Below are 14,102 nucleotides of genomic sequence, written 5' to 3' on the forward strand. Positions count from 1 at the left end.
ATTTAGATACATTTGAAAAAGATGGAATATCTTTTTCTCTGTATATAAATTAAATTTATTTTAGACAATACAGAGATGTATTGTTTAGAAAAGGAGAATAAAAATGGTTAAAAAAGGTGAATGGGTGCGTATTCACTCAATCGTACTGGAGCCATCTGGAAGAGCTCCAAAAGTTCCGGATGACACAAGAGCATGTCCGCTTGAAATGTGGACAAAAGGATTTTTACAGGAAGATGCAGAAATTGGCGACGAAGTTACAGTTAAAACTGCAGCTAATCGTTTAGAAAAGGGAAAACTTCTTGAAGTTAACCCATATTATACACATAGCTATGGCACGTTTGTTCCTGAATTGATTCAGATTGATAAGCAGCTAAGAGAAATCATGTTTGGAGGTGACAAATAATGGCATTGGCAAAAGATTATGCTTCCGTTATGGGAAGATCCAACGAAATTATGAAAAAAGCTCTTGGCTTAGATTATACAGATTTTGAATCAGGTTCCGTAGCATTTGATTACGAAACATTAATGAAGTCAACAGGATATACATTAGATGAAGTTGCTAAAATTCAAGGAAGAACAGGCGTTGGTAATACACCATTGTTAGAACTGAGAAACTTATCTGCTCTTTCAAGAAAATATGCAAAACCAGGATATGGTGCTCGCATTTTTGCTAAGGATGAAGCAGCTAATCCATCTGGTTCCTTCAAGGCAAGAAGAGCAGCTTGCGCTGTTGCTCATGCAAAGAAACTGGGATACAAAGGTGTTATTGCAGCTACATCCGGAAACTATGGTGCAGCAGTTGCATCTCAGGCAGCAATGCAGGGATTGGAATGCATCATTGTTCAGGAATGCTATGACTCTCGTGGAGTTGGTCAACCGGAAATCGTTGAAAAAGCAAGAAAGTGTGAAGCTTTTGGAGCAGAAGTTGTTCAGTTAACAGTTGGACCTGAATTATTCTATTCCTTCTTGTCAATTTTGGAAGATACAGGATACTTCAACGCTTCCTTATACTCACCATTTGGTATTGCTGGCGTAGAAACATTAGGATATGAAATTGCTATGCAGTGTCGTGAGTACATTGGAAAAGATCCTGATATGGTTGTATGTACAAATGCTGGTGGCGGAATGATGACAGGAACCGCTCGTGGTCTGATGAAGGCTGGAGCAACAGATACGAAATATGTTGCAGCTTCTATCGATTTAACAGGACTGCACATGGCTTCCGATAAACAGTTTAACCGTAAATCATGCACAACAGGTCACACTGGATTTGGTGTTCCATATGCTACAGACCCAGATCATTCAGATGTTCCAAGAAGTGCAGCAAGACCTCTTCGTTACATGGATCGTTATGTAACAGTAACACAGGGTGAAGTATTCTATATGACAGAAGCTCTTGCAAACCTAGAAGGTATTGAAAGAGGACCTGCTGGAAATACTGCATTGGCAGCTGCATTCTCATTAGCTCAGGAACTTCCTGAAGATGCAGTTATTGTTATCAGTGAAACTGAATACACAGGTGCTGGTAAACACATTCAGCCACAATTATCTTTTGCAAGAGAAAATGGTATTGATATTTGCTTTGGCGATCCTAAGGATGATAAGCCAGGTGAAAATATCGTATTGCCAAAGGATCCAAGCTACATCAAGTGCAAAGATGCTGACATTAATCGCTTCAGAACTTCCTTAATTAAAAAGGCTTGCGGTAAACATGAAGGCACTCCAACAGATGCTGACTTAGAATTCCTTGCACTAGAAACAAAGACAGATGTTGCTTTTGTTAAAGAAGTTTTAGGACTCTAATTTGGTAGTCCGAATAGTCTTTGACGTTATAAGTAAGCTCCGAAAATAAATTAAAAAACAAAGATGTAGGTTTTGATGAAACCGCAATAAATTGAACCCTACATCTTATTAATCCGAAATTAAAAGATTATTAAATAAGGAGAAACAGGATGGAAAGAAAAGATGATTTTGCAGAACGCAGAAAGCACATTGCAAAACTTTCAGACGAAGAATTATATGATAAATTCTGGGAGTTAACAGCTAAAGTTGTTGATCCTCTATTGGAGTTGGGAAAGAAAAACACAACTCCTTCTGTAGAAAGAGCCGTTCTTTTGAGAATGGGTGTTTCATCCCTTCAGTCAAAGCCAATCGTTGAAGGCTGTATGGACAGAGGATTAATGGGAAAAGGCGCAGGTCACGTAGTATATAAATTATCAAAGGCTAAGAACATTTCAATTCCTGAAGCAGCAGAAATGCTTGCAGAAGGTAAGGGTTGGGATGAAGCAGTAGCATTGTTTAAAGGAGGGAAATAAGATGGCTTACGATAAATTAGAAAAAGATAAGAAAATTGATATCGAGCTTATCTTACAGGACCTCGATAAATATGCACCAAGAAGAAAAGGATGGGTTTGGAGAAAACCTGTAGCAGACTTAGAAATGGGACCTTTCTCATATAAGGATGCAACTGAGCCATTGAAGCAGAGTGTACCGCTACCTCCTGCTAAATATTTTAACAACATTGACCCGCAGCCAGCTCCGGTTATTACGACTGAAATCGCTTCCGGAAGATTTGAAGACGATATCAGAAGAATGAGAATGGCAGCTTGGCATGGTGCAGACCATATCATGGTAATTCGTACTGCAGGACAATCTCATATGGACGGATTAATTGAAGGTACTCCGCAAGGTATCGGAGGCGTTCCTATTACAAGAAAGCAAGTTAGAGCTCAGAGAAAAGCATTGGATTTAATTGAAGATGAAGTTGGTCGTCCAATCAACTATCATTCTTATGTATCCGGTGTTGCTGGTCCTGATGTAGCTGTAATGTTTGCAGAAGAAGGAATTAACGGTGCGCACCAGGATCCACAGTACAATGTTCTTTACAGAAATATCAACTGTGTTCGTTCTTTCGTAGATGCTTGCGAATCAAAGAAAGTATTAGCATGGGCAGAAATTGCACAGATCGATGGAGCTCACAATGCTAACGCAACAGCTAGAGAAGCATGGAAGGTAATGCCAGAACTTATCGTTCAGCATGCAATTAACTCATTATTCTCAGAAAAGGTTGGAATTAAACCAGAGAATATTTGCTTGTCAACAGTACCTCCAACAGCGACTCCTGCACCATGCGTGTATATGGATCTTCCTTATGCAGTAGCGCTTAGAGATTTCTGCAGAAGATACAGAATGAGAGCACAGATGAACACGAAGTACATCGACTCTTCCGCTAGAGAAGCAACTGTAACACATGTATTGAATATGTTTATTTCAAAGCTTACAAGAGCAGATATCCAATCTACAATTACTCCTGATGAAGGTAGAAACGTTCCTTGGCATATCTACAACATTGAAGCTTGTGATACAGCAAAACAAACATTAATTGGTCTTGATGGCTTAATGGAAATGGTTGAATTAAAGAATGACGGTCCATTAATTGAAAAATCAAGAGAAATTAGAGAAAGAGCTTGCTTATTCATGGAAGAAATCGTTGAAGTAGGCGGTTACTTTGAAGCAGTACAAGAAGGATTCTTCGTTGACTCTGCAATGTATCCGGAACGAAACGGTGACGGTATTGCAAGAAAGATTGAAGGCGGTATCGGATATGGATTCGTTTATGAAAGAGACGAAGACTATATGGCTCCAGTAACGGCTCACTATGGTTACAATAATGTGGAACAGTACGGCGGAGATCCTAAGGATCCATCAGCATTAATCGATGGCTGTACGTTTGAAGACAGAAACAAGATCGTTTATATTGATGAGCTTGATGATGATAATGTAAACACAAGAATGGATGAAAATGCGAAATATAGAAATTCAAACTTCATCAAGCCAGAAATGGAATGGTTAGCAGATGGTACAGTAATGCTTACAATGTGCATTCCTGCAAATAAGAGAACTGCAGAAGTAGTTGCTGTAGAAATCGGTAATAAGTTAGGCCTGGAGGATCCAGAAGTAATTTCAAGAGAAGTACTTCAAGAAGCAGAAGGTACAAGAATTGAAATGAAAGGAAAGCTCAAATTTGACGTTGATCTTTCTACGCTTGTAATTCCACCTGAACCAGTATATCTAACTGACGAAGAAATCAGAAACGATGTAAAAGAACATCCGTTAAAGGTTGTTTGTGGTACAGTTGGTGAAGATGAGCATTCCGTAGGTCTTCTTGAAATCATTAACATTAAGCATGGTGGTATCGAAAGATTTGGTATTGAGTGTATATACCTTGGTACTTCTGTTCCAGTTGAAAAGTTAGTTGATGCAGCAGTAGAGCTAAATGCGGAAGCTATCCTTGCATCCACAATTATCTCTCATGATAACATCCATTACAAGAACATGAAGAGAATCAATGAACTTGCAATAGAAAAAGGAATCAGAGATAAGGTAATGATTGTTGCAGGCGGTACGCAGGTAATTCCTGAAGAAGCTATGAAGACCGGTATTGATGCTGGTTTTGGAAGAAACTCACATGGTATAGATGTTGCTTCCTTCTTAGTCGAAGAAAGAATCAGAAGAAGAAATAAATAAAAAGAAATAAAAAGAATTATGGTGGAGTCTGTGCAAAGAGTGCAGACTCCATTGTTAAAAATAAGGAGTTAGCATATGAAAGTCGACGTATTAGTAGCCGAAATCGGCTCAACAACAACGGTAGTAAATGCATTTAAAGATATAAATACAGAGGACCCTATTTTTTTGGCTCAAGGGCAGGCTCCAACATCGGTAATGGACGGCGACGTAAGAATTGGACTTCAAGGCGCAATTGATGATTTGTGCAAAAAAATGGGCATTGATTCCTTAGAATACGATGAAATGCTTGCGACTTCTTCGGCAGCAGGCGGATTAAAGATGACCGTGCATGGCCTTGTTTATGATATGACTGCAAAAGCAGCAAAGGAAGCGGCACTTGGTGCCGGGGCTATTATTCATTACGTAACAGCAGGAAAGCTGAGACGTACAGACATAAAAAAGATTAAAGAAATAAAACCGAATTTAATTCTCATAGCCGGCGGTGTAGACTATGGGGAGCGGGATACTGCGGTGTATAACGCAGAAATGATTCGAAATATGGGATTAAATACACCGATTATTTATGCAGGAAATGTAGAAAATCAAGAAGAAATCAAACTGATCTTCGATGAGGAGAGCGGTTCAAAATTATATATTGTAGAGAACGTGTATCCTAAAATTGATGACCTGAATGTAGAACCGGCAAGAAAAGTTATTCAGGACGCCTTTGAAGATCACATTATTCATGCACCTGGAATGGAGCATGTGCGGGATATGGTAAATGGGCCGATCATTCCGACACCAGGTGCGGTTATGGAAGCAACGAAGCTGTTAAATGAATGTATAGGAAACGTTGTTGTTTTGGATGTCGGCGGAGCAACTACAGATGTGCATTCGGTATGCGAAGAATCCGATCAAATTGCCAGAATTATGATCAGCCCGGAACCGAAAGCAAAGCGTACGGTGGAGGGTGACCTTGGTGTTTACGTAAATATGAAAAATATTGTGGAATTGATTGGAGAAGAAAAGCTTGCAGAAGACTTACCAAATATTAATTTACAAACAGTAATGGAAAGTTACAAGGCAATTCCAAAAAATGATGACGAACGTGCTTTTGTAGAGCGTTTGACAAAAGAAGCCGTAGTTCGTTCGGTAGAACGCCATGCAGGACAAATTCGATACATATATGGTCCGTCCGGCAGAAGTACGGTTGCAGAAGGTAAGGATTTAACACAGGTAAAATATATCATTGGAACGGGTGGTGCATTGACAAGACTTCCTCACAGAGTAGAGATTATGGAGGACATAGCAAAGCACAATGAAACTGGATTACTCTTGTTCCCAAGTGAAAGTGCTCGTATTTTAGTTGATAATGACTACATTATCGCTTCTTTGGGCGTACTATCTAAAAAATATAAAGAAGGAACAATTAAGCTTTTAGAAAAGAGCTTGAATTTTAAATTCCCAGCGAAAAAAGACGATGGTCCGATTCGTTCTGCAAAAGCAGCTTATTTACAGGAGTTAGAACGACTGGAAGCCATTGAAAATAAGAAGAAAAAAGAGTTGGAAGAACATTTGCGTGAAGAAGGTTATGAATGCATTAATGGAGAATATGTAAAAAAAGAGTAAATGATGAAATCGAGGATTTCTATTTACAAATTTTATGTATTACGCAACAAAGAATTGTTAAGGAAATCTTAAATAAGAAGTTTTAAAGGAGGAAAAGCAATGTATCCAAGATTAACGGTTCATTTAACAAAAATCAAACAAAATCTTGATGCGGTAAGCAAAATTACACATGGCGGCAACTGTTCTATGATGATTGTAACAAAAGGTTTTTGCGCCGATAAGAGAATTGTAGAACTGATTGCAGAGCATCCGGGAGTGAATTTTTTAGCAGATTCTCGTGTGCAGAACATTAAGACTTATGCAGAGTTTGCAAGAAAAAACGGAAAAGAGACTGTGCTACTGAGATTACCGATGGGAAGCGAAGCAGAAGAAGTAGTTAAGTATGTTGATTTAAGCTTTAATTCCGAACTTTCAACAATTACTTTATTAAATGAAGCTGCGAAAAAGCAAAATAAAAAACATAAAGTACTATTAATGATTGACTTAGGTGATCTAAGAGAAGGTATTTTCTTTAAAGACGAAGATCAGATTATGGATACCGTATCTGAAATTCTAAAGATGGAATGCATTGAACTATATGGTATTGGAGTTAATTTAACTTGCTATGGAGCAGTGATTCCTAAAAATGATAACTTATCCATCTTAGTAGACATTGCAAGAAAAATTGAAGATCGATTTAATATCTCTTTATCAATGGTATCCGGAGGAAATTCCAGTTCTATTTACTTAATAGGGAAAGACGAATTACCAGAAGGTATTAATAACCTTCGTCTTGGCGAATCCTTCATTTTAGGAAATGATACTGCATACGGTACAAAAATTGAAGGAACGTGCTCTGATGCTTTAATTTTAGAAGCGGAGATCATTGAGCTCAAGAGTAAACAGTCCATTCAAATTGGTGAAACTGGTGTGGATGCATTTGGTCAAAAACCAGTTTACGAGGATCGTGGCATTATTAAACGTGCGATCTTAGCAGTTGGAAAGCAAGACATTGATATTGACAGTATGACACCACTGGATGAAAAAATTGATATTCTAGGTGGCAGCTCCGACCATTTAATATTAGATGTAACAAATTCAGATACTGCTTATAAAGTAGGAGATTGTATCAAGTTTGAGCTTGGATATGGCGGAATGTTGAAGGCCTTTACAAGCGCATATGTAGGTACAAATTATGAAGAATAAAAGTAAGTAAATGAAAGAATAAAATAAGACAATCTAGGCCTTTGGCAGAAAATGTAAGTATCATAAATAATACATCATTTTATTGCCAAAGGTTTTTTATCTACTAAGGAAAATATGATAAAAAAATGTTTTCTCCTTGTAAAAAACCTTTTCTTTGTTTCTTGGCTAAAATCTAAAAAAAAGGAAAAAATACGAAGAAATAAAGTTAATTATAGGAGGAAAAATTTTGAGATATATCAAAGAATTTTTCTTGTATCATAAAAAAATTAGTTTTTTCTTTTTCTTTTTGTTCTTTTTGTATTTTGGGGCTATGTTGTCAGGAAGAGCAGTAGAATCTTCGGCACACATTACACCCGATTATCCAAAAGAAGAGATTATTCAAATTTTTTTGAAAGAAAAAATCAATGAAACAGATTATAAAAAAATTTTATTTCAGACTGGTTTAGGAAAGGCAGCGGTCGATCAGCTCAGAGAAACAAAACCAAAGATAGAAAACACAGATTATGCACAATATACGGCATGGATGCTTAAAATTGAAACCATACAAGAAAGCTTTTTTCAAGAAATTGATTTTACACACAAAGCGAATACTTTTATCTCTTGTGAAGAAACATTAATTGACAAAGACGGAAATCGTATAGAGGGAATCAAATTTGTTGATCTAGAAGACGGTGATATATTAGTCACCAAATGCTCTCGGGTATATGGGTGGAGAAATGGGCATGCTGCTTTGGTTGTGGATGCTAAAAAAGGAAAAACGATAGAATCGGTAGTTTTAGGAGAAAATTCATGCATTCAAAACATCAACAAGTGGAAATATTATCCCGATGTTATGGTTTTTCGATTAAAAGGAGCTTCTAAAACTTATCGTAAAAAAATTGCAGAATGGGCAATACAGAATTTGGAAAATTTACCATACCGATTTTCTGTAGGAGTTTTATCAAATAAAGAAGGCAAAGAGGGAACGATCGAAGGAACGCAATGTGCACATTTGGTTTGGGCTGCATATCGGCAGTTTGGATATGATTTAGATAGTGATGGAGGGAAAATTGTAACACCAAAGGATTTGGCGAATAGTTCTTGGCTGGAAGTCGTACAATTGTATGGGGTAAACCCAAATGAGCCTTGGAAATAATCATGACTTTCATTGACAGAATGAATATGGAAGATTATGATAAAATTAGACATGTGCAATAAGGGAGGCACTAAGGCGATGAAATTTTTTAAAAATACACAAAAGGATCAAAATGACATTGCTGTAATAAAAAATAACGATAGAGAATTGGCCGATAAATATTTAGAATTGATCAGTGGATTTTCTTTTTCTGTTGACGAATTGGATATTGAAATGAATGAAATTCTACTTCGAATTCAAGGACTTACATCAGAATCAAAAGAACAAGCTTCGAGCATGATTTCTATGAATGATGTGATCGATGTTATTTACACCACAGTTCAGGAAAGCAGGATAAAAGCATCTCAAGCATCTGAAATTTCTAATGATACCTATGAAAATATCGTAAATAAGAAAAAAGAGTTTGAGGAAATCACAAAGAGCTTAAGTGCAACCGGTGAAAATCTAAATTCTGCGAAAAAATCCTTCATTGAATTAGAAGGAAAAACGAGAACTGCCAAATCTCTTGTAGATCGGATTGAGCATATTTCTGCGCAAACCAATTTACTCGCTTTAAATGCATCAGTTGAGGCTGCGCGAGCCGGTGAGCATGGTCGTGGTTTTTCAGTCATTGCAGAGGAAGTAAGGCAGCTTGCAAGTGAGACAAGCGAGGTAAACAAAATAATCAGCGGAATTATTGCTGAGATTACAGCTTCTGTAGATCGATCCAAAAAGGATGTTCATCAAGTAATAGAAAACATCGAGTTTCAAGGTTCCAAAATTGCAAATACCATTCAAGATTTTGCTATGATTGAAAGTGTTTCAAAAGATTCGAGTGAAATGAGTCGTTGGATTGCTGATAACTCACAGGAACTGGAAACTTCCATTTATTCAGCGAAAGAGGTAATTGGAAAAGTAACTGCTTCAGTTGATTGTTCTTCCCATAAAATAGCAGAGCTTTCACAGTCTATTAAAGAAGAAGCAAAATCAGCCAATCATATTAAGCAAAGGATTGAGCAGCTTGAGCATCTTAATTTTCAACTTATGGAACAAAAAGAGTACAGGGATGATTCAACCATTGTTGTTGCTACTTCACCATATGAACCATATTTTATTTATGATGAGAAAACAAAACAAGTTTCCGGAATGGATTATGATTTAATTCAAGAGGTATTTAAGGATTCAAATTATAAAGTTGCATTTAAAATAGTACCTTGGGACACTTCAATTAAAATGGTGAAAAATGGGATATCAGATATTCTTCCTGCTATATCATATGATAAAACCAGAGAGTCTTATTTAAGATTCAGTGACAGCTATCGTTTTGAAAGTCCATATGCTTTTTATACCAGTCGTAATCAAGCGATAGAAGTAAATCAACTTTCCGATATGGATGGAAAAAGGGTTGGAGTCATTTCTGGATATACATATTTTTCCGAACTCTATCAATTAAATATAAAGATTGAAGAAAGCAGCAAAGAGGATATTCTGTTTAAAAAATTGTTAAAGGGTCAGCTTGATATTGTTGTATTGGAGATGGATTCCGGTGATTATCAAGTAAAGAAACTGAATATGGAGCATTTGATACGCAAGGAACCTTATGTTTTTATTTTAAAAGATCCCGTAAAGACGTATTTAGGCTTTGGTATTGTTAAAAACCACGATTTGATATGTGAATATTTTAATAAAAAAATTAAAGAAATGCAGAGAAATGGAATGCTGCAAAAAATTGTTAATAAATATAAGTAATAAGTAAAAGGAGTGAGGAAACATGATTTCAAAGAAAATGGTTGCCTTTGTTGAAGGTAGTTCAACAATTCGTGCGATGTTTGAAGAAGGTAAGCGATTAGCTGAAAAATACGGTGCAGAAAATGTGTATGATTTTAGTTTGGGAAATCCAAATGTACCGGCACCAAAAAAAGTTAAGGATGCCATCATTGATATTTTAAATGAAGAAGAATCCACTTTTGTTCATGGTTATATGAACAATTCAGGATACGAAGACATTCGGGATGCAATTGCTTCTTCCATAAATAAAAAATATGGAACTGCATTTAATCACAATAACATTATTATGACGGTAGGAGCTGCCGGAGGAATTAATGTTATTTTAAAAACTTTACTGAATCCGAATGATGAAGTGATGGTTTTTGCACCATATTTCGGAGAATACCGCAGCTATGCAGCCAATTACGATGCAAATTTGGTTGTTGTATCTGCTAATACAAAAGATTTTCAGCCAAACCTTGCAGAATTCCGCGAAAAAATAACACCAAAAACTAAGGTTGTCATTATCAATTCACCAAACAACCCAACCGGTGTGGTTTATACCGAGGATACCATTAAAGAGTTAGCTTCGATTTTAAATGAAAAACAGAAGGAATTTGGTACAGATATTTATTTAGTTGCAGATGAGCCATACAGAGAACTTGCTTACGATGGAGTAAAAGTGCCTTATGTCACACCATATTATAATAATACGATTGTAGGTTATTCCTATAGTAAATCCCTGTCTCTTCCGGGAGAACGTATTGGTTATTTGGTAATTCCAAGTGAAGCCGCAGATTTTGAGAATGTGATTGCTGCAGCTAATGTTGCCACTCGTATTTTAGGATTTGTTAATGCTCCGTCACTATTGCAAAGAGTTATTGGAAGATGTTTAGATGCTGAAGTAAATGTTGCAGCTTACGATAAAAATAGAGAGACGCTATATAAGGGGCTTTGTGATGCTGGTTATGAATGTATTAAACCGGAAGGTGCCTTCTATCTATTTGTAAAAGCACCAATGGAAAGCGATACCGAATTTTGTCAGGCTGCTAAGAAATATAATTTACTTCTTGTACCGGGAAGCGCATTTGCTTGCCCAGGTTATGTAAGAATTGCTTATTGTGTTGCATATGACACCATAGTCAATGCACTTCCAAAATTTAAAGATTTAATGGATGAAATCAAAGCAAAATAAAAAAATAAAAAAACGTTACATATAATAAATACCTCAAAGAACTGAGATATCTGGCAGATCAAAGTTCTTTGAGGTATTTTATTTTAAATTATTTTATTCGTATTTTCCGTAAGTTCTTGCTTCTTCCGCCATAACTTTTGCAAATTCCAAATCTAAGCTGGAAGGATATTCACATCCTGTAGCAAGGACAAAACCACCGTCCTTCTTATAAGCATCAATTTGTTCTCTGCACTTCTCTCTTAGTTCTTCTTCGGAAGCAGCACATAGCCAACCTGGCTCAATATGACCCATTAAAGTAATGGTTTTTCCGTATTTTTCTTTAATTGCAGCCATGTCCGCACAATCAGGCGGCATATGCTGATAGGAGATTAATACTGGATTCATTCTCTTAATTTGTTCTTCAAAGTATACACCCTGACCACAGTTATGTAGCATTAACATTGCACCATGTTCACGAACTGTATTGGATAATTCTTCAATGTAAACACCTTCAAATTCATCCCACATTTTAGGACTCATGATGGATCTTGAAGCATACAAGGTATCAAACATGATTCCATGACAGCCTGCTTCGATTAAAGCAATACAGAATTCTTTTAATGTATCTGTGATCGCTCTTAATGCAGGGTGTAATTTTTTCGGATTCTTATATAAGTCGAGGAACATTTGCTCTTGACCTCTCATCATACTTAGAACACCTAAAGGACCGAAAACAAAGCCTACAATTGGCATTTCCTTACCTTTTGCTTCATATAAAAGACGAGCAAGTTCAATGTGTTCACTCATTCTTGGTGCAGTTCTTGGATCAATCACTTTAATGTTTTCATAATCATCTGCAGTAGGAATCAAGCGTTTATCCATATTTGGGTGTGCAGCATTTTCTTTGCTGTAAACGATTTCTTGTCCCCAGCCTGCAGCTTCTACGGATAAATCAACCAATGTACTGATACAGTCAGCACCGATTTCTTCGGTTGCTTTGATGATGGCTTCTGCACATTTGTTGACATCCTTAGACCATTCTTCATAAGAAATGCCTAAGGTTTTTCTAGATACGCTATTTAATAGCGGATAAACAGGTACTCTGTCTGCTTCTTTATGCTGTAAAATTAATGTCATACGTTCTAAAGAATTCATAATGTCCTCCTTGTTATCGGTCGTTAATTTATGCTTATATTATAGAGGGTAATGCCATCAAAATAATATCAATTCTATTCAAAAATGTATAAATAATTTTATTACTATTCCATGAAAAAAATAATATTACCATTTGTGAAACAGGTTTAATAATGTTAAAATTATATTAAATATAAAAATAATTAGAAAATGGTGATGTTATGTCATATAAATACACAATGCCGGAACGAAAACCGGATTCTGAACAACAGTTACTGCTAAAAGCAAAAGATGTTGCAAAGGCATTTGCAAATGTGACGCAAATGCCTGTTTCATTTTTTAATCGTTACAATGAATTGGATTGGGAATTGCTTCCACAAGGAAAACTATGTAATATTTTTTCCGAACATTATAATTGCAATGCAAGTTGTCTCAGAATCTTAAAATCTGCAGCAAGTACAGCACATAAATTAGGAGAAGCTTATCTTTTTGTTTGCAATGCGGGAATGATACAGATTGCATACCCATTTACTTATAAAAAAGAAAATTGTGGTTGTTTTTTTGCAGGGCCATTTGCAATGGGTTCGAGTCGTGAACATGTATTGCGTCATATTTTAAAAGGTTTGAATTGCAAGGAAGAGTATGAATATAAGATGATTACTTTTTTTAGTACGTTAAAAGTGTATTCGCCAAAAGATGTACAGAACTTCTATGATTTATTTCAACACACTATGTTGGGAGCTTTATTACCAGATCGAGAATTTGGTACGGTGTATATTACTGAAAATAAGAATGGAGAGCTGAAAGAGCAAAAGGAAAGGGAGATTGCTTATCCAAGTGAATTGGAACATCAATTATTGGAAGCTGTAAAACGTGGAAACGGAGAAAAAGCACAACTTATTTTTACGGAATTTTTTGAGCGTATTAAAATATTGGAAGCTGGAAACTTAAGCTTTGTAAAGATTCGTTTGATGGAACTTACCGGAATTTTATCAAGAGTATCTTCTAAAAATGCAATTAATACTATAAACTCGTATAATTATTTAGAATGTCTCGATGAGTTAAATAATGCCATCACCTTTCAAAGTGTTTTTGATTTAATTTATAATTTAATCGGGAGATTTGCAAATGATGCATTTCTCCATATGTACGAAGGTAACTCAGAAATCATTCGAAGGGTAATAAGATTTATAGAGGATAATTATAAGGATAACATTACATTAAATGATGTAGCAGAAGCAGCACATATCAATGCATCCTATCTATCTACATTATTTAAAAATGAAATGGGAATTGCATTTACTTATTATTTAACAGAATTGAGAATTGATAAAAGTCTGCGATTATTGGTCGACACAAATCTAAGTTTAACGGAAATTGCTCTGAGTATAGGCTTTAATAGTCAGAGTTATTTTATTAAGGTATTTAAAAATATCATCGGCATGACACCAAAAGAGTATAGAAAAGAATCAAACACGCAAGGAATTTATCGGTAAACAAATATTTTGTTAGATATTACAAAAATGTATGATGAATGTACAACTTCGTTTATATAATAGCAATAGAGTGGATAGTAATTACTATTATATTAAG

General features: G+C 35.9%; 11 protein-coding genes. 10 read left to right on the forward strand and 1 reads right to left on the reverse strand.

Annotated features, from left to right (window positions below; translation table 11 throughout):
* Positions 1-103: 103 nt before the first annotated feature.
* From ortA to I2490_RS13025, 9 genes are all read left to right on the forward strand, one after another.
* Positions 104-403: a 2-amino-4-oxopentanoate thiolase subunit OrtA gene (ortA, locus tag I2490_RS12985; protein WP_206460180.1), complete on the forward strand. Its 300-nt coding sequence runs from the start codon at positions 104-106 to the stop codon at positions 401-403.
* Entirely contained in the window at positions 403-1,803 is a 1,401-nt protein-coding gene (gene ortB / locus I2490_RS12990) for a 2-amino-4-oxopentanoate thiolase subunit OrtB (RefSeq protein WP_206460181.1), read from the forward strand. Before ortA ends, ortB begins: the two co-directional genes overlap by 1 nt.
* Before the next feature lie 149 nt (positions 1,804-1,952).
* On the forward strand, positions 1,953-2,315 hold the full coding sequence (locus I2490_RS12995) for an ornithine aminomutase subunit alpha (protein WP_206460182.1): 363 nt from the start codon (positions 1,953-1,955) through the stop codon (positions 2,313-2,315).
* 1 nt (position 2,316) lies between these two features.
* The gene (gene oraE / locus I2490_RS13000; RefSeq protein ID WP_206460183.1) at positions 2,317-4,527 is read left to right on the forward strand and encodes a D-ornithine 4,5-aminomutase subunit OraE; all 2,211 of its coding nucleotides are present in this window, start codon (positions 2,317-2,319) and stop codon (positions 4,525-4,527) included.
* Positions 4,528-4,602: 75 nt separating this feature from the next.
* Positions 4,603-6,135 (forward strand): GlmL-related ornithine degradation protein, encoded by a 1,533-nt coding sequence (locus tag I2490_RS13005; protein WP_206460184.1) that lies wholly within the window; start codon positions 4,603-4,605, stop codon positions 6,133-6,135.
* A 99-nt stretch (positions 6,136-6,234) separates the two neighbouring features.
* The gene (gene orr, locus I2490_RS13010; protein WP_206460185.1) at positions 6,235-7,320 is read left to right on the forward strand and encodes an ornithine racemase Orr; all 1,086 of its coding nucleotides are present in this window, start codon (positions 6,235-6,237) and stop codon (positions 7,318-7,320) included.
* A 226-nt stretch (positions 7,321-7,546) separates the two neighbouring features.
* On the forward strand, positions 7,547-8,455 hold the full coding sequence (locus I2490_RS13015; RefSeq protein ID WP_206460186.1) for a hypothetical protein: 909 nt from the start codon (positions 7,547-7,549) through the stop codon (positions 8,453-8,455).
* A 78-nt stretch (positions 8,456-8,533) separates the two neighbouring features.
* On the forward strand, positions 8,534-10,183 hold the full coding sequence (locus I2490_RS13020; RefSeq protein WP_206460187.1) for a methyl-accepting chemotaxis protein: 1,650 nt from the start codon (positions 8,534-8,536) through the stop codon (positions 10,181-10,183).
* A 22-nt stretch (positions 10,184-10,205) separates the two neighbouring features.
* Complete coding sequence (locus tag I2490_RS13025) at positions 10,206-11,396, forward strand: pyridoxal phosphate-dependent aminotransferase (protein ID WP_206460188.1); 1,191 nt, start codon at positions 10,206-10,208, stop codon at positions 11,394-11,396.
* Between the two features lie 93 nt (positions 11,397-11,489).
* On the opposite strand, the gene I2490_RS13030 is transcribed toward I2490_RS13025, so the two are convergent.
* Positions 11,490-12,530: a uroporphyrinogen decarboxylase family protein gene (locus I2490_RS13030; RefSeq protein WP_206460189.1), complete on the reverse strand. Its 1,041-nt coding sequence runs from the start codon at positions 12,528-12,530 to the stop codon at positions 11,490-11,492.
* A gap of 200 nt (positions 12,531-12,730) precedes the next feature.
* On the opposite strand from I2490_RS13030, the gene I2490_RS13035 reads away from it, so the two are divergent.
* Complete coding sequence (locus I2490_RS13035; RefSeq protein WP_206460190.1) at positions 12,731-14,005, forward strand: AraC family transcriptional regulator; 1,275 nt, start codon at positions 12,731-12,733, stop codon at positions 14,003-14,005.
* Positions 14,006-14,102: the final 97 nt, after the last annotated feature.

Origin of the sequence: Anaerovorax sp. IOR16, from assembly GCF_017168145.1 — a bacterium.
GTDB lineage: Bacteria > Bacillota > Clostridia > Peptostreptococcales > Anaerovoracaceae > IOR16.